Below are 17496 nucleotides of genomic sequence, written 5' to 3'. Positions count from 1 at the left end.
TATCTGCCTAAAAGACCTCTTTGCAAAACCTAACTGCAATATTGTCAATGAACTGGATGGTTCTACCGAACCTACTTTGTTTTAATTGTTAAACTTTTTAATAACTAGTCCGGAATTTTACCGGACACGAGTGATTATGGGATTTAAAAAAATTTTATTGGTGGCAGCGGTTGCTGCTTTTGCGACAGTTTCATGCAACAAGGAAAACGGAGTCAATCCTTCGGAATCGGTAGCCGGCACTTATACCGGATATTCCATGGCCGAATTCCAGTATTCCCCGGAACCGATGGTAAGTGAGAACCAGACCCTGACGATAACTTCTACGGGAGAGGGGACAGTGTCTGTAAACTACAAATCCGATACCTGGGGGACGTTTACGGTAACCGGGGCACAGGTCACCGGGAATGGCGGAGTATTCTCGATTTCCGGAGAAGGGGTTACGCTGATGGGCATGGAAGCAGGCTCTGAACAGGAGTATGCTTGTACGTTTACGGGAACGGTAGACAGCGACATGACTGACTATTCGTTCGTGTTCGACGTCCCTGCCGTAATGGGAGGGCTGAAGATAACATTCCTTCCTACTGAAACTCCTGTAGAGTAACCAGTGATGAAATGAACAGAATCTTATTGTTAATAGCGATGGGGGCGGCCCTGATGCCGCTCTCGTCGTGTAACGGGATGTTCGGGTGGATATATGACCGGCCTTCGTCCGCAGTGGATTTCGGTTTTATAGACATGGACAAGGCTACGGGGAAGGGAACGTTGTATATCGACGCGACTTCCTACACCAAGTGGACATACGTGGATTTTCAGTCGGCAACCACAGATACTACGGTCCTGGCTGCCGACGGAAGCGAAGATGGGGATGTGCCGTCGTGGGACTTTGCAATACACCGTTATGATGCCAAGACCAATGGCGGGACGGTTATGGAGACGGGCTTTACCTCTTTGGATGAGCTCGTGTCATCAGGAAAACTTCCTGACGGCGAGTGGGTTGCCGATGTATGGACCGACAGCACCGTTACTGTGGACATGTCGGGAATGATGGACGGCAATATCGTATATGCACCCTCGTTCTACAATGCCGAATTGTCAAAATGGCTGAATGTGGATACCTCGACAATGCCTCCCGTGTATACGTTGTCCGGCAAAGTGTACATCCTTAAGACTTCGGACGGAAGGATGGCCGCAATCAGGCTGTCCAATTACATGGATGAAAGCAAGGTAAAGGGCTTTATGACCGTGGATTTCATATATCCGCTCGAATTGTAAATAGCTTCTGAAGGAAAATATGATGAAGAGGATATTTTTGGCCATAGTAATGATTCTGTCGGCCGTGCTGCCTTCCCCGGCCCAGAACCCGAATATGCACGGGACCGTTACGGATTCCAAGGGAAATCCGTTGGAAGGGGTGACCGTCATGGTAAAGGGGGGAAAGGCCGGATACGTCATTACGGGAAGCGACGGGAGTTATGCAATCGAAGTCCCGGAACATTCGGTACTGGTGTTCAGCCGCCTCGGTTTCCTGTCCATCGAAGTCGAATCGGATGATTATGCTGATGGAGCAGATGCCGATGTAGTGATGGAAGAGGACCTTATGAATATCGAAGCAGTAGTTGTCACCGGAACGAGGACTCCGAGGCTGCTTAAAGATTCGCCCATACTTACGAGGGTGATAACCTCTGCCGACATAAAGCGCGTGGATGCCCTGGATGTGGGCGACCTGCTTGAGGCCGAACTTCCCGGAATAGAGTTTTCATACGCGATGGATCAGCAGGTTACCCTCAATATGCAGGGTTTCGGTGGCAATTCGGTGCTTTTCCTGATAGACGGCGAGCGTATAGCCGGCGAGACCTTGGACAATATAGATTACAGCCGCCTGAATCTTGACAATGTGCAGAGGGTGGAGATCATCAAGGGGGCGGCTTCCTCGCTTTACGGCTCGAATGCCGTCGGAGGGGTGGTGAACATCATAACTTCGGGGGCCGTCGAGCCCTGGTCCGTAAATGTCAATGCGAGGTACGGCGCGCATAACGAGCAGCGTTACGGAGGCTCGGTAGGCTTCATGGCCGGAAAATTCAATAGCATGACAAATGTCCAGTATACTTCGATTGATTCATATAAAATGAAAAACGAAGGCGACTACAACACCTTTTACGGAGGTTTCAATTACAGTGTGAAGGAGCGTTTGCTGTACGAGCCCGTGGAAGGTCTGAAATTCACAGCCCGTGCAGGATACTTTTTCCGTGAGCGCGATATGCAGGCCGATACCAAAGACCGTTACCGGGATTTCAGCGGAGGCCTGAAGGGCGAATGGGACATAAATGATGAAAACCGGCTTGAACTTTCCTACAGTTATGACCAGTATGACAAGAGCGATTATCTGCTCTTCAACAGTACCGATGTGCGTGATTACAGCAATGTCCAGCATGTGCTGCGCGGGATTTACACATATTCGTTTTTCCCGGAGGGCCATACGCTGATAGTCGGCGGAGATTACATGAGGGACTATCTGATGTCTTACCAGTTCGAGGGGAACGGCTATTATGTCCAGCATACCGCCGACGTTTTCACTCAGATAGAATGCAAACTCGACGAGCACTGGCATCTTACGGGAGGGCTGCGCTTCGATTATTTTTCACAGAAAAAACTGAGCCATTTTTCTCCTAAATTCAGTCTTATGTACCGGACAGGCGGCTGGTCGTTCCGCGGCTCTTATTCAGGAGGTTTCAGGGCTCCGACACTCAAAGAAATGTACATGTCCTTCGACATGGCCGGCATTTTTATGATTTACGGAAATCCGGAACTTGCTCCCGAATCGAGCGAAAACCTCTCGCTTTCGGCCGAATATTCATGGAAATACCTGAATGTGTCCCTGTCCGGTTTTTACAATTGGGTGGACAACCGCATAACCACTGTCTGGAACGACGGGCTCAGGGGAATGCAGTATGTGAACATGTCTCCGATACAGGTGCGCGGGCTTGATTTTTCCGTCTCGACGAGGTTTCCTTTCGGTCTTGGCGCGAGGCTGTCATACACTTATACCGACGAGAAGATAAGGGCCGGGGAACCGTTGCTCTCCCAGACACGTCCGCATTCGGCCACGATAAAGGTCGAGTACGGTAATTCCTGGAAAAATTACGGTTTCAACATCGCGCTGAGCGGAAGGCTGCTTTCCGCCGTCACTGCCGACGTCTATGTGTCCGCTACGGATTATACCGAGACCGAAACCGTTACCTATCCCGGATACACGATATGGAAACTCGTGTTTTCGCAGGATATCTGGAGAGGCATAGACCTCAATGTCATCGTCGACAACCTTTTCAATTACATTCCGGATTATTATTACAGCAACTCTCCGGCCACTACGGGCATTACGGCGGCGGTCGGATTGTCTGTGGATATTGAAAAATTTTTCAGAAAATATTGATTTATGCAAAAGAAAACAATCGTATATCTGTCCGTCGCGGCCGGCGTGCTTTTGATTCTCTGGGTCCTGTGGGCCTCATTGTGCGGTCCGACAAAAGTGGCTTTCATGAATTATCAGGCTATCCAGCTCGGCGAAATCGCGAGGGCGAATGACAACGGCATGGTAAAACTGTATGAGCTGCAACCCTCCGAGGCCTCCCGTGCAGGCCGTTACGACATGCTGTTCATAAACGGCATGGGCCTGCGTATCACGGAAGAAGAACGCGCGGCCGTGCAGAAGGCGGCAGGCAAAGGGCTTCCTGTCATTTCCACTATGGTGACAAATCCTGCCAATGACATAAATACTTTGGATTCGGCGGATTTTTCGGCGTTAAGGAGCTATCTTGAAAACGGAGGGCCGGACAATTACCGGAACATGCTTGCATACGTAAGAAAATATATCGACGGAAAACCGGTATTCGCTCCGGAACCGTCCCCGGCGGAAATATACGAAGTGGAAAATATCTACCGCCCTTCGTCTGACGGAGACGGCGAACTCGGTTTCGGAAGCATCGCCGAGTATGATGAATATCTGAAATCCAACGGGCTTTATAAGGAAAACGCTCCGCGTATCATTGTGACGGGGCAGATGGGCGAGCCTTCGGAGCTTGTCAGGTCTTTGGAAGCCTCCGGCAATATGGTATATCCGATACGGAGCATCAGGACTTATTTTTCGGACGGCACCCTTGATTCGATTGCGCCGGATGCCATTGTGAACATGGCGCACGGAAGGCTCGGCGATGCCGCCGTGGATTATCTCGGGAAACGGAATATCCCCCTGTTTTCCCCGTTGAACGTCAATGCTCTCGTGGAAGACTGGGAAGCAGACGACATGGGAATGAGCGGAGGTTTCATGTCGCAGAGCATAGTTACTCCGGAGATAGACGGGGCAATCCGTCCTTTCGTCCTTTTCGGGCACTATCTTTCCAAAGACGGACTGCAATATCTTGCGGCCATTCCGGACCGCCTGGAGGATTTTACCGAGACCGTTGACAGGTACGTGGCATTGAAGACCAAACCGGAAAGCGAGAAGAAGATAGCCGTGTTCTATTTCAAAGGGCCCGGACAGAACGCCCTGACGGCCGGAGGAATGGAAGTCGTGCCGTCTTTGTACAACTTCCTCGTGTCTTTACGGGATGCAGGCTACAATGTGGAAGGGCTTCCGTCTTCTGCCGAGGCTCTCGGGGAACTCATAGCCAGGCATGGGGCGGTTTTCGGTTCTTACGCCCAGGGCGCCTCTTCACGTTTCATGGACGAAGGCGACCCTCAGTGGATTGATGCGGAAAGTTATGCTTCATGGGTGGAACAGGCTCTCCCTGAGGAACTTTATGAGTCGGTCACAGCCTCCGGCGGGGATTTTCCGGGCCCTTATATGTCCCGGGACGGAAAACTTGCCTTGGCAAGGATACGGTTGGGCAATGTATTGCTGATGCCGCAGCCTGCCGCCGGGGGAGGTGACAATGATTTCCAGATGGTACACGGTACACATGCTGCCCCTCCGCACAACTATATAGCGGCTTACCTTTATGCGCGTTACGGTTTCGGGGCCGATGCCCTCGTGCATTTCGGTACGCACGGCAGCCTTGAGTTCACCCCGTCCAAGCAGGTGGCCTTGAGCCGCTTCGACTGGCCCGACAGGTTAGTCGGCACGCTTCCGCACTTCTATCTTTATACCATAGGCAATGTCGGCGAAGGTGTCATCGCCAAGCGCCGCGCATACGCCGGTCTCCAGTCCTATCTTACCGCACCGTTTACGGAAAGCGGGGTGAGGGGATTGTACAAGGAACTTGAAAATGCCATTTCGGAATATTCGGAAGCCATTGAATCCGGGCGTGAAACCGATGCGTTGTCGTTAAAGATAAAATCTCTTGTGACGGAGATGGGGATAAGCTTGGATCTCGGGCTCGATACCATCCCCGGTAAGCCGTATTCTGCCGATGAGGTGCTGAGGATAGGCAATTTTGCCGAAGAACTTGCTTCGGAAAAGGTTACGGGCCCCCTGTATGTTCTCGGCGAGGCATACGCGCCAGAATATTTAGTTTCAACCGTTTATGCGATGTGTACGGACCCTGTGGCCTACGGTCTTTTCGCAATCGACCGTTCCGAAGGCAAGGCGGACGATTCGTTATTGAAGGACCTTCCGGCTTTCAACAGAAGGTATACGGATAAGGCCAGGAAAATAATCGGCAGACTACTTTCCGATGGCGGCAATGTCTCCGATGAACAGGTCTGCTCCATTGCCGGCATTCCAATGTCGGAATTGATGACGGCGCGCAAGGCGGCGGCTTCCATGCAGTCTTCGCCGGACATGGATTTCGCCCGTGCGGTAACCGGGCTCGAAACGGCCTTGAAAAACGTCAATAACTACCTTGTTTTTCTGAAAAATTCTCCGGAGGCGGAGCTCTCGAGCATTATTAACGCTCTCGACGGGGGTTATGTGTACCCGTCTCCGGGCGGAGACCCTGTCGCCAATCCTAATGTGCTTCCTACCGGCAGGAACCTGTTTGCCATAAACGCCGAGGCCACGCCTACCAAAGCCGCTTGGGAAAAAGGGGTAAAACTCGCCGAAAACACTATCGACCTTTACAGGCAGAGGCACAACGATTCGATTCCGCGCAAGGTAAGCTATACATTGTGGAGCAGTGAGTTCATCGAAACCGAGGGAGCCACGATAGCGCAGATATTCTATATGCTCGGTGTCGAGCCTGTTTACGATGCATTCGGCAGGGTGACGGATATAAGGCTCATCCCATCGGAGCGCCTGGGCCGCCCGCGCATAGATGTCGTGGTGCAGACAAGCGGGCAGTTGAGGGACATTGCGGCTTCACGCCTGTTTCTGATAGACCGGGCCGTCAGGATGGCCGCAGCGGCGAAGGACGACGGTTTTGACAACAATGTGGCCGAAGGTGTCCGTGAATCCGAGCGTATCCTTATGGAAAAAGGAGTTACCCCCGAACAGGCACGTGAAATGTCGGCATACAGGGTATTCGGAGGTGTGAACGGCAATTACGGCACAGGCATACAGGGCATGGTGGAAGCTTCCGGGCGATGGGAGTCAGAGGGCGAGATAGCCAGTACATACATGAACAACATGGGAGCCTATTACGGAAGCGAGGACGGTTGGGAAAATTTTGCCCGGTATGCTTTCGAAGCCGCTCTTTCAAGGACGGATGCCGTAGTGCAGCCGCGCCAGAGCAATACATGGGGTGCATTGAGCCTCGACCATGTATATGAGTTCATGGGAGGTCTGAACCTTGCCGTGAGAGAGGTGACGGGTAAAGATCCCGATGCGTACCTGAGCGATTACCGCAATCGCAGCCGTGTCAGGATGCAGGAGCTTAAAGAGGCCATCGGCGTTGAAAGCCGTACAACGATCTTCAATCCTTCGTATGTCGCCGCGAAGATGAAGGGAGGCGCAGGGGATGCGGATGCCATTGCGGAGACGGTGAAAAATACGTTCGGCTGGAATGTCATGAAGCCAGATGCTGTGGACGACCGCATGTGGAACGAAATCTACGATGTCTATATCGAAGACAGTTATGGTCTTGGTGTTCGGGAACATTTTGAAAATGTGAATCCGGCGGCCCTGGAGGAAATGACGGCGGTGATGCTTGAATCCGCGCGCAAAGGTCTGTGGAATGCGTCCGATGCCCAGATTTCGAATCTTGCGGGAACACATGCGGAACTGATAGAAAAGTTCGCCCCTTCATGCTCCGGATTCGTATGCGACAATCGGCAATTGCAGGATTTCATTTCTTCCAATATCGGCAAAGAGAGGGCAGGCGGTTATAAAGCATCCATCAGGAACATACGTGAGGTTTCCTCCGGCGTGTCGGACGGCACGGTCCTGAAGAAGGAGACGGCGGAAACAGGACCCGAAAGCAAAACGGCGGTGATAGGGAATGCGCTGATAGCCGTCCTGGTGATAGCGCTTTTCATCGGGGGCGGTCTGATTATACGTCACCGCAGAAAATCAGGAATTTAACGGTATGCACAATCTTGTAGTAATATTGATGATTCTTGTCTGTTTTAATTTTATCATAAAACAGACATGGCACAAATGGTGGTCCGTACTGGCCCAGGCAGCCGTGGCCGGAATATTCACAGGGGTAATCTGGCCGTTTGCGGTAAGGCAGTCGCGTTCTCAGATAGAGGTGTGGCTTTCCGACCCGCAGCTTATGTTGGACACAGCTGTCGTAGTCAGTATCGAGGTCATCCTCCAGTTGGCGTTTTGCCTGTTGTCGGCCCATCTCATGACTTCAGGACGTTTGAAACGGAGCACAGTATTCGGTTACAGAGTCTTGCGCTGGTTCCCGGGAGTACTGATATTCGCGGTCCTGTTCAGCCTCACGGTATTTATGATATTTTCCTTCCCCGGAGTGCCTTTCCCTGCCGTTTCATGGGGAACCGGTGCCGCCGTGTCCGTGATAATCGCGGCCGGGGCGTGGGGATTTAAAAAACTTTTTCCGGACAAGGAAACGAGGCTCGAACTGTTTTTCCTTTCCAATGTCATTACGGCAATCGTTTCGGTCATAGCCACCGTGAACGGGCAGACTGCCGTTGCGGGAGTGGAAAGCGTTGATTATACAGCACTTGCCGGCGTACTTGCATTAGTGGCCATATTCGCCCTGCTCGGATGGAAAACCGGTGCCGGAGGCCGGCCTTTCAGAAAAATAATGAAAATAAAAATTAAAGATAATTGATTTATGAATTACATTTCAGACATTCTTTTTTGGATTTCCACCGGTCTGCTCGTACCGGTGGTGGTTTTGCTTATCCTGTTCTTCCTCCGCTCGCTGCTTCTGCTCGGAAATTTTTTCGGACAATATTTGCAGACACGGAAGACCGACAAGGTTTTCAGGGAAAAAATCATGAACCTCACTTCGGAGACATTGGACGATTTTCGCAAATCCCTTCCTGAAAATCCGAAATCCCCGTTGCTCAAAACCCTCGTTTTGCTGATGGATTCCGCAGACAGCCGTCCTCGCAGGCAACTGCTGCTCTCGGATTATGAAGTTGCGGCGGACAAAGACATGGCTTTGTCAAAGACTTTGTCGAAAATGGGTCCGATGCTCGGTCTTATGGGGACCTTGATTCCTATGGGGCCTGCCCTGGTGGGGCTTTCAACAGGCGACATATCTTCGATGGCCTATAACATGCAGGTTGCGTTCGCCACCACTGTCGTAGGCCTGTTCTCGGCGGCCATAGGTTTTATAACCCAACAGGTCAAACAGCGTTGGTATACCCAGGATTTGAACCGTCTGGAATTCGTTTCGGAGGTCCTTGACGGGAGGGAGCCGAGATGAAACGCAGAAGGCTGATTGGCTCGGACGAGGACAACGACCCGATGAGCGTTGTCGGCAACCTCTTCGATGTGGCCATGGTTTTCTCCGTAGCCCTCATGGTAGCCCTCGTGACCCGTTTCGACATGACGGAGATGTTCAGCCAGGAGGACTTTACTATTGTAAAGAATCCTGGTAAGGAAAATATGGAAATCATTGTGAAGGAGGGCCATAAGATAGACAAATACACCCCTTCGGACGACCAGGGCCAGAGCGGCCGTCGCGGAAAACGTGTAGGTACCGCCTACGAGCTGGAAAACGGCGAGATAATATATGTCCCCGAGTAGGTTGTGTTTTCAGACCACGCCCAGTTTCCGTTTTTCCATAATGTAGACTATCGTGCTCAGCACGGCTGTAACCATCAGGCACGGATAGAAAAATTCCGCCGGGACATGGCCGTACAGGAATCCTCCTACGATAGGGCCGAGGGCCATGCCGCTGTCTAACCCTATCAGGTATGTGTTGTTGGCGAGCCCCCTTTTCGTATTGTCCGTCATTGCCATTGCCGTGGCCTGGGATTCGGAGCAGATGATGCCGAATCCTCCGGCCATGAAGATGGCGGCTCCTGCCAGGCTGATATTGTGTCCTGCAAAGCCGAGCAGCAGGCGAATCCGATTCCGTGGACGATTCTTGTAGCAAGCAGCAAACCGGTTCCTTGTGTCAGGGCGCAGGCCGTGCATCCGGCGCACATCATCAAGGCACCCCACAACGACAGGTTTTTCTTTGCAATCCTGTCCGCAACCGGCCCGGATATGATTCTGAAGCCTATCGAAACCAGGTTGGTTATTCCTACTATGGTCCACATGAGCAGGCTGCTGCCGCCCAGGCTGCCTGTAAAGCCAGCCAACACCAATACCGCATCCCTTGAAAAAACTCCCTTTTCCATGTCCGAATTTTCTGAGAAAAAATTTAAACAGCTTCTTACGCGCCGCGAAATTAAGAAATTTAAGAAACTGTTTAAACAGTTTCTTAATGATTCTCCGCAAAATTACCCCCCCCCCTGCCACCTGCTAACAAAGATTTTTCGGGTACGCATTCTATGGGCGTGGCTTTGGGTACACGACACCGCATTGTTCGGCGCAACCGTTCCGCAACGTGAACGCCTGTGCATGGCGGATAAGGGTTCCGGAAAGAGCCAGCCGGGTTCTCTCATATTACTACCGCCATATTGTATCAGGAAGTGCCGGCATTGCTCCATATTGAGTACAAACGAATGCTGATACATCTACAGCGGCCTTATGTGCCTCTTCTATGGATTTGCCTAAAAGTATGGAGGCCGTGAAAGCCGCCGTGAAAGAATCTCCGGCTCCGACAGTGTCTGCCGTTTTTACCTTCGGTGTGGGCAGAAAAGACATTGTGTCCTGACCGAATACGTAACTTCCTTTTGTGCCGCATGTCAGAACCAGGATGTCGATAGAATATGTTTTTCTGATTGTATTGACTATCTGTTCGATTGTACCGGAAATGCCAATCATGCGGCATATTATATCGATTTCTTCATCATTCAGTTTCAGTATATTGCATTTGTGAAGCGACCGTTCTATCGTATTCTTGTCATAAAAATCCTGTCTCAGGTTTATGTCGAAGATTTTCAATGCCCCGTTTTCCTCAGGGATGGCATCCAAAAATGCATTGATTGTCCTTGCAGATACATGGTGCCTTTGGGCCAGTGAGCCGAAAGCTACTGCCTTTGTCTTTGCTGCAAGTTCTGTGAGATTGTCTGTAAATGGTATATTGTCCCATGCTACATTGTCTTTTATGTCGTATTCAGGGATGCCTTTGCCGGTAATGGATATTTCAACGGTGCCTGTGGGTTTGTCAATGCGCTCGATGAAATCGGTGTCGAGGCCTTTCTCCCGGAGTGTATTAAGTATATCATAGCCGGACGTGTCGTATCCGACAGCACTGACAATCTTGCTGCAAAGCCCCAATTGTGAAACATGATAAGCGAAATTGGCCGGGGCGCCTCCGAGTTTTCTGCCTTCAGGCAGCATGTCCCATAAGATTTCTCCTATTCCTACTACAATATGGCTTTTATCGTTTTTCATGCTTGGTTCTTTTTTATGCAAACTTACTGAAAAAAACGTCTTTTTCCTGAAAAATTCATTTTTCCATGTCCGGATTTCATGACACGTTCCCTGCTGCCTGCTAAAACGTTGGTTCATAACCGCAAAGGTGAGGAAAAATGCTCCGAAGGTGTTGTAAAGGTCAGCAACTCAGGGGGGGAATCAACAATTTAGCGTAAGAGTGGCTTAAAATCAGTGTAGCGAGCGAGGTCGGCGTGGACTTCGTTCGCTACATTGAAAATTTGTCAAATATTTGTAATGTGTTGTAAATAAACTATTTGCTGGAGTTTAAGTTCAGCCGTGCTGTTCCCGGCTTTGCAAAATCGGCGGCTCGGCCGTGCCCGTCATTTTGTGAAAGCCTTGCCGACAACTTCGTAACTGTTCCTGATGAAGTCGGCGAGGGCCTTGCCTTTCAGCATGCCGTTGGAGAGCAACGCAAGACCGGCGATTTGGTGCAGGAGCGTGTCTTCTTCGGCGAATTTTTCAAGGATGTCCTTGCGCCGGCCGCGAAGTTCTGTCACGTTCTCAGCAGCCTTGTCGGCCTCCTTGTCCTCATCTGTGGAACTCTGAGCATTTGCTTTCTCGGCTTCCTTTCTTGCCTTCTCAGCTTTCTCGCTTTCGGCTATGCGGGAATCGAGGTCTGCCAGTTCATTGCCGCAACGCTCCTGTTTTTCTTCAAGCATCTTCTTGACGAGAGGGTTTTCGAGGTTTACGGTAATGTTGTATGTTTCAGGCAATTCTCCATAGAAATTCATCCCGCCTCCGATTGAAGCCATGTCGCGGTAGCGGCGCATGAACTCGCTCTGGGTTATTGCTACCGGTTCGCCGTTTTCCCCGAGGTTGTCCGCATTGACGAGGTAGTGCGAGCCTTCCGGCATGACCTTGTTGAATATGATGCTGAGTTCATCGGTCTCGTTGTCGGACAATTTCGGTTTTTCCCTGTCTTCCTTGCGGATGAGGTTGTCGATGATGTCCGAATCGACCCTTGCAAAATTGCTGTTTTCGAGCTTGTTTTCAAGCAGGCCGACAAAATGCGGGTCGAGAGGGCAGTCCATCAGCAATACGTCATAGCCTTTGTTCTTGGCGGCTTCTATATGGCGGTATTGTTCTGTCCTGTCGGTAGCGTAAAGGTAGACGAGCCTGCCGTCCTTGTCTTTCTGCAAGGTTTCGATGGCCTTTGTATAATCTTCGATCGGGAAAAATTTGTCATCGCAGTTTTTCAGCAGGAAGAATTTCATTGCGCGCTCGCAGAATTTTTCATCTGTCAGCATTCCGTATTCGATGAACAGCTTCAAATTGTCCCATTTTTTCTCGAACTGTTCACGGTCGTTCTTGAATATGTCTTCGAGTCTGTCGGCCACTTTCTTTGTGATATAACCCGAAATTTTCTTTACGTTGGCATCCGATTGCAGATAGCTCCTTGAAACGTTCAGCGGAATGTCCGGAGAGTCGATTACGCCATGGAGCAGCGTGAGGAATTCCGGCACGATGTTCTTTACTGAGTCGGTAACGAACATCTGGTTGCAGTACAGCTGTATCTTGTCTGTGTGGACGTCGATTCTGTCCTTGATTTTAGGAAAATAAAGTATGCCGGTCAGGTGGAAAGGGTAGTCCACGTTCAGATGTATGTAGAACAGCGGTTCCTCCGAGCCCGGATAAAGGTAATTGTAGAATTTCAGATAGTCCTCGTCCTTGATGTCCTTAGGGTTTTTGGTCCAGAGCGGCTCAACATCGTTGATGATATTGTCCTCTTCGGTATCGACATATTTGCCGTCCTTCCATTCCTGTTTTTTCCCGAAGGCGATGGCCACAGGCATGAACTTGCAATATTTCCTAAGCAATTGTTCCACTTTCCCCCGCTGGGCGAATTCGGCTTCCTCGTCGTCAAGGTACAGGGTGATGGTGGTTCCCCTCGTTGTCCTTGAACCCTTGCCCATTTCGTATTCTGGGTTCCCGTCGCAGGTCCACGAAACGGCTTCCGCGCCTTCCTTCCACGAAAGGGTGTCTATTTCGACTTTCTTCGACACCATGAAGGCGCTGTAAAAACCGAGTCCGAAATGCCCGATGATGCTGCTCAGCTGGTCTTTGTATTTTTCCAGAAACTCCCCGGCACTTGAAAATGCAATCTGGTTTATGTATTTGTCAACTTCCTCCTCGGTCATTCCGAGGCCGTTGTCAATGATTTTCAGTGTCTTTGCATCGCTGTCGGCTTCAATGTGTATTGTCAGGTTGCCCAATTCTCCCTTGAATTCGCCGCTGTCCGCGAGCGCTTTTATCTTCTGTGTCGCATCGACCGCATTGGCCACGAGTTCCCTCAGGAAAATCTCGTGATCGGAGTAAAGAAATTTTTTGATTACCGGAAAAATATTTTCCGTAGTAACGCCTATTGATCCCTGTTTCATATCTTTTGTGTTTTTATTTTCATTAAATGATAAAAATTAAAAAAAAAACGGCGCCTTTCGGCGCCCCCTTTCAAGTCAAATGCCATACCAACCGCGCAGAAAATGACAAACTGTCAGCCCTGTGCGGATACCGGGTTATTTGCAGACCATGATGTCGAGAATCATGTTGTCCGCCCTCTGCATTCCGACCGAGCCTATCCTTCCCACGTTGCGGATTGTCTTCTCGATATCCTTGTCGATGATTCCGTCATGTTCCGTGGCACTTATGCCGTTTAGGGCCAGTACTGCCGACTGTATGGAGCTGGATACTCCCGAGGCCACTTTCATGGCGCAGCCTACTTTGGCTCCGTCGCATACCATGCCAGTGATGTTGCCTATCATGTTCTTGATTGCCGAGCATATTTCTTCGTATCCTCCGCCGTTGAGCAGTACCAGTCCGCAGGACGAGCCTGTAGAGGCTATCACGCAGCCGCAAAGGGCCGAGAGTTTTCCGAGATAACCTTTGATGTGGATTGCAATGAGGTGGCTCAGAGTGAGTGCGCGCGCAAGGTTTTCGTCATCGATGTCGTTTTTGAGCGAATACGCTATCACCGGCATCGTTACTGTGATTCCCTGGTTGCCGCTTCCGGAATTGCTCATCGCTGGGAGTGTGCAGCCGGCCATCCTTGCATCGGATGCGGCTGCCGTCATGGCCATGGCATAGCTCAGGAAGTCGTCTCCGAAAATGGGTTTGAGCTTTGCATCGAGGATTGTCCTTCCGACTTTCAGTCCGTAACTGTGCCTGAGCCCGTCTTCGGCAAGGGCGAGGTTCAGTTTTCTGGATTCGAGAATGAAACCTATCTCCCCGTATGGGGCCGTCGTGGCGAAATCGTATATTTCCTTTACCGTCAGGTGATAGTCCAGAGTCGATTTTTCTTCGGCATCCCCTTTTCCGGCATTTCCGCTTTCCTTGTCTGCAAGATGCTGCACTATTCCGTCGAGGCTCACTTCCGTTATGTGGTCGTGGTCGTCTTCAATCTTTGTCGTGGCGGTATGGTTCCCGCTTATTACGGAGGCTTCCACGTATAGCTTCTTTTCCGTCTGGGCGAGCAGGATTTCGACCCTGCCTTCCTCCGTCAGTCTTTTCGCTTCTTCTATGGCTTCGCCGGTCAGGTCTTTCAACACTTCAAGGCCGTATTCCGATTTGCCGCATACGGCTCCGAGTGCTGCCGCTATGTGCAGCCCTACCATCCCAGTGCCCGGAATGCCGACACCCATGCCGTTCTTGAGTATGTTTCCGCTGACAGCTACTTTTATCTTGCATTCCGTTCCGTTTTCCCTGCCGTTTTTCGGGCTGTCGGTGCCTTCCAGTCCGAGTATTTCCTTACGGCATTCGTTGCAGCTCGCCTCCGCCGCGCAGAGTGTTTCGGCGGATTTGGCAACGGCGAGGGCCACTGCTATGGGTTCCGTGCATCCGAGAGCCGGTTTGACTTCTTTCCTTATCAGTTCTATTATTTCTTTCCGTCGCTCCGGGGCGACCTGGTTTTCAGATTTTTTAATCATGATATACTGTCATTTGTAAGCATCTGCAAAGGTAATGCTTTTTTTGACAAAACCGTGCGCGATACCGCATGCTGCGCTTGCCGTCACGTCAGTTCAGCCCATCCCGGGGATTGGCGGTGGCGCGGCGGTAAAATACTCCGGTGACTATGAGCGAAGTGGCCGCAGCCATGACCGCGAGGGCGAGTACGAATACCCATGGATATAGCGGAATCCTGTCGGTAAAATTTTGCAGCCACCTCGATGTGACGAGCACGGCTATGGGGCAGGCTATGATGAAGCAGACGAGTACGATGAGCGCATAACCGGTGTTGGCCTTTTCCAGTATTTTCCCGACACTTGCCCCGAAAATTTTTCGTACAGACGTTTCCTTTTTCCTGTATTGGGTGTCAAACAGCACCAATCCCACGACTCCGCCCAATGCAAGGATGATGGCTATGATGCTGAATATCACTACAAGTTTCCCTGTGCGCAGTTCGCTCTGATACAGATTGTTCAAAATGGTGTCATAAAATTCGATTTCCACAGGTTCGTCGGGAGCTGCCTTTTTCAGCAGCGACTCTATTTCCGATGCGGCCTTGATGGCATCGCTCCCGGATTTAAGGCGGAAATACATGGTACCCATCGTATGCCACATCATGTTTTCATCCGATATGGGCATGAAAACTATCGGTTTGTTGGATTCTCGGGCGGAACTGAATTTTACATTGTCGCATATTCCCGTCACCGGGATGTTTCCCATTATGATGTCTCCGGCACTGATGCCGTACATGTCTTTGAAGTATTTGCTGACTATGACTCCGCCGCTTGCCGCATCGGTCGTATTGAAATCGCGTCCTTCTATTATGCCGATGCCGAGCGTGCTGAAAAAGTCGTCTTTTACGGAAATCATAAGGCATGAGATTTCCTGTCCTTCATATTCGATTCCCTGTGTGCTGTATGTGTCGCGCGAGCCGATCTTGTCCGTGGAAAACGTGACTCCTTCTATTGAAGGGTATGAGGCGGCCTCGGTCTTTATGAAATCGTATCTCGATGCTATGGTAGCCGATATGTCGGCCACGGCCGTCCTGTCCGTGTCGAAACCGAGACTGACGTTTCGTACATGCCTGTTCTGGAGCAGCACGAATGCCATGAATATCAATGTGACGAAAGCAACCGTGTATTGTATGCCGCTCATGATGTTGCGGAAAGCGCGTCCTCCACGTGAAAGGCCGAAATCTCCTTTTAGCACCAATGCCGGAGGGTATGAAGTGGCGTACCAACCCGGGTAGAGCCCTGCCGCGATTCCTGCCACTATGGTTATGGCCGTAACCGTCAGGATGATTTCCGTGCTTTCAATTGAAAATGTTCCGTTGAGCAGGCCGCCAGCGGCCAATGCTTCGGACAGCCATCCGGCAAGGAAAAACGAGACTATCAACGCGGCGATGGAGATTATCAGTGATTCGCAGGTCAGCGATGCCCTCAGGCTTGCGGTCGAGGCACCTGCCACCTTGCGCGTGTTGATGTCGCGTATGCGTACCGGGGCGAGGGATGTGAAAAAATTGGCGAAATTCAGCACTCCCGAGAGAAGGACGAGTATGGCTATCGCCGTCAGAAGTATTGTGGCGTTGCGGTTTCCGCTGTAAAATACCGTGCCGTCGCCGCCCTGTCCCATGAAATAGATGTCTTCCATTGGGATGAGTTCTATCGGGCTCATCCAGCTTTGGCTGAAATCGAACGTGGAATTGAATTCTTCTTCAACGCTTTTCGCGGATTCGGGAGAATCGAGCAGGAGATAGCAGATAAAATTGGCCGCCCCGTATGAATAAGGTGTCGTCCTTTCGTCAATTGCGAAGTAGATGCTGTTGCGCAGATTGCTGTTGGCAGGAAAATCCTCGTATACCGCCCCTATGGCGACTTTCCCGTCCGGAAAGAAATAGCTCGGCTCCGTTTCGAGTACCTTGCCTGTCGCATCGCCCCGGAAAAGCATTTCGGCCATGCTTTCAGGTATGATGGCCTTTCCCGGTACTGTAAGGGAAGAACTGTCACCTTTGATTATGTTCACTCCGAACACTTCTATGAAGGCGGGCTGTACTAAATCACAGGATAGTCTGTACCCGATTTTATTGCCGTTCCCCGCTCCGCCGTTGCCATCGCTGCCGTTGCCCTCTCCACCGTTGCCAGTGAAGAAAAGCAGTTCTCCCAAATACGGCATCAGCATGGTGCCGGCTTCTATGTGTGCTGACGAATTGATTACATCGCGGGCGAATGCATTCGGAAGTATGCTTCTGAAGGTTTCTTCATTGCCCGGGCAATCTACCCTGAATATCCTTCCCGAAGTAGGGTAGGAGCGGTCGTAGTTCCTTTCGAATTCCACATGGGACATTATTATGATGAAGGCCGTCAGGGCTGTGACGAGCCCGAGAAGGTTGATTGACATGGGGACGGCATGTCTCTTGAAAATCCCGGTGATGCTTCTGAATGGTTTCATAAGTCGTATTTTAAATGTTTATCTGCAAAAATATGACATCCACTATTGTCGGTACAGTTACGGTCAAGACGGTAAATCCCTCCCACGCATACATGGCGTGGGTCCCTCCCGTTCACGAGGCCACGGGCGGCCACGCCGTCCTGACCGTAACTGTACCGACAATTTTTCTGTGCCATTGATCTTCTGTTCCGCAAAAATAAGGAGGCTGT

The 17496-nt window shown here is 50.8% G+C and carries 14 protein-coding genes; 8 read left to right on the top strand and 6 right to left on the bottom strand.

Annotated features, from left to right (window positions below; genetic code table 11):
- Positions 1 to 160: 160 nt before the first annotated feature.
- The 7 genes from B5F83_RS09865 to B5F83_RS09835 are packed head-to-tail and all read left to right on the top strand — an operon-like array spanning position 161 to position 9097.
- Positions 161 to 601 (top strand): calycin-like domain-containing protein, encoded by a 441-nt coding sequence (locus B5F83_RS09865; protein ID WP_158094212.1) that lies wholly within the window; start codon positions 161 to 163, stop codon positions 599 to 601.
- A gap of 11 nt (positions 602 to 612) precedes the next feature.
- Entirely contained in the window at positions 613 to 1272 is a 660-nt protein-coding gene (locus tag B5F83_RS09860; RefSeq protein ID WP_087280379.1) for an HmuY family protein, read from the top strand.
- Between the two features lie 22 nt (positions 1273 to 1294).
- Positions 1295 to 3430: a TonB-dependent receptor gene (locus B5F83_RS09855; protein ID WP_087280437.1), complete on the top strand. Its 2136-nt coding sequence runs from the start codon at positions 1295 to 1297 to the stop codon at positions 3428 to 3430.
- Between the two features lie 3 nt (positions 3431 to 3433).
- The gene (locus B5F83_RS09850) at positions 3434 to 7453 is read left to right on the top strand and encodes a cobaltochelatase subunit CobN (RefSeq protein WP_087280381.1); all 4020 of its coding nucleotides are present in this window, start codon (positions 3434 to 3436) and stop codon (positions 7451 to 7453) included.
- Positions 7454 to 7457: 4 nt separating this feature from the next.
- Positions 7458 to 8171, top strand: a complete 714-nt coding sequence (locus tag B5F83_RS09845) for a hypothetical protein (protein WP_087280383.1) — start codon at positions 7458 to 7460, stop codon at positions 8169 to 8171.
- A 3-nt stretch (positions 8172 to 8174) separates the two neighbouring features.
- A complete protein-coding gene (locus B5F83_RS09840) occupies positions 8175 to 8774 on the top strand; it encodes a MotA/TolQ/ExbB proton channel family protein (RefSeq protein WP_087280386.1) in 600 nt (199 codons plus the stop codon).
- The gene (locus B5F83_RS09835; protein ID WP_087280388.1) at positions 8771 to 9097 is read left to right on the top strand and encodes a DUF2149 domain-containing protein; all 327 of its coding nucleotides are present in this window, start codon (positions 8771 to 8773) and stop codon (positions 9095 to 9097) included. Before B5F83_RS09840 ends, B5F83_RS09835 begins: the two co-directional genes overlap by 4 nt.
- Positions 9098 to 9106: 9 nt before the next feature.
- On the opposite strand, the gene B5F83_RS09830 is transcribed toward B5F83_RS09835, so the two are convergent.
- The 6 genes from B5F83_RS09830 to B5F83_RS09805 form a co-directional block, all read right to left on the bottom strand.
- Entirely contained in the window at positions 9107 to 9313 is a 207-nt protein-coding gene (locus B5F83_RS09830; RefSeq protein ID WP_087280391.1) for a hypothetical protein, read from the bottom strand.
- Positions 9304 to 9696 carry an MFS transporter gene (locus B5F83_RS09825; RefSeq protein ID WP_087280394.1) on the bottom strand — a complete coding sequence of 131 codons (393 nt, stop codon included), beginning with the start codon at positions 9694 to 9696 and terminating at the stop codon, positions 9304 to 9306. The genes B5F83_RS09830 and B5F83_RS09825 overlap by 10 nt, the downstream gene beginning before the upstream one ends.
- A gap of 271 nt (positions 9697 to 9967) precedes the next feature.
- Complete coding sequence (locus B5F83_RS09820; RefSeq protein WP_087280396.1) at positions 9968 to 10858, bottom strand: carbohydrate kinase; 891 nt, start codon at positions 10856 to 10858, stop codon at positions 9968 to 9970.
- A 362-nt stretch (positions 10859 to 11220) separates the two neighbouring features.
- Complete coding sequence (gene htpG / locus B5F83_RS09815) at positions 11221 to 13278, bottom strand: molecular chaperone HtpG (RefSeq protein WP_087280398.1); 2058 nt, start codon at positions 13276 to 13278, stop codon at positions 11221 to 11223.
- A gap of 135 nt (positions 13279 to 13413) precedes the next feature.
- The gene (locus tag B5F83_RS09810) at positions 13414 to 14820 is read right to left on the bottom strand and encodes an L-serine ammonia-lyase, iron-sulfur-dependent, subunit alpha (protein ID WP_087280401.1); all 1407 of its coding nucleotides are present in this window, start codon (positions 14818 to 14820) and stop codon (positions 13414 to 13416) included.
- Between the two features lie 88 nt (positions 14821 to 14908).
- On the bottom strand, positions 14909 to 17287 hold the full coding sequence (locus tag B5F83_RS09805) for an ABC transporter permease (RefSeq protein WP_087280404.1): 2379 nt from the start codon (positions 17285 to 17287) through the stop codon (positions 14909 to 14911).
- A 32-nt stretch (positions 17288 to 17319) separates the two neighbouring features.
- Here B5F83_RS09805 and B5F83_RS10665 point away from each other — a divergent pair, with 32 nt between their 5' ends.
- Positions 17320 to 17466, top strand: coding sequence for a hypothetical protein (locus tag B5F83_RS10665; RefSeq protein WP_156455354.1), 147 nt, complete (start codon positions 17320 to 17322; stop codon positions 17464 to 17466).
- The last annotated feature ends 30 nt before the right edge of the window (positions 17467 to 17496 follow it).

The organism is Muribaculum sp. An289 (assembly GCF_002159555.1).
GTDB lineage: Bacteria > Bacteroidota > Bacteroidia > Bacteroidales > UBA932 > Merdivivens > Merdivivens faecigallinarum.
This window is presented reverse-complemented; position numbering and strand designations above follow the sequence as displayed.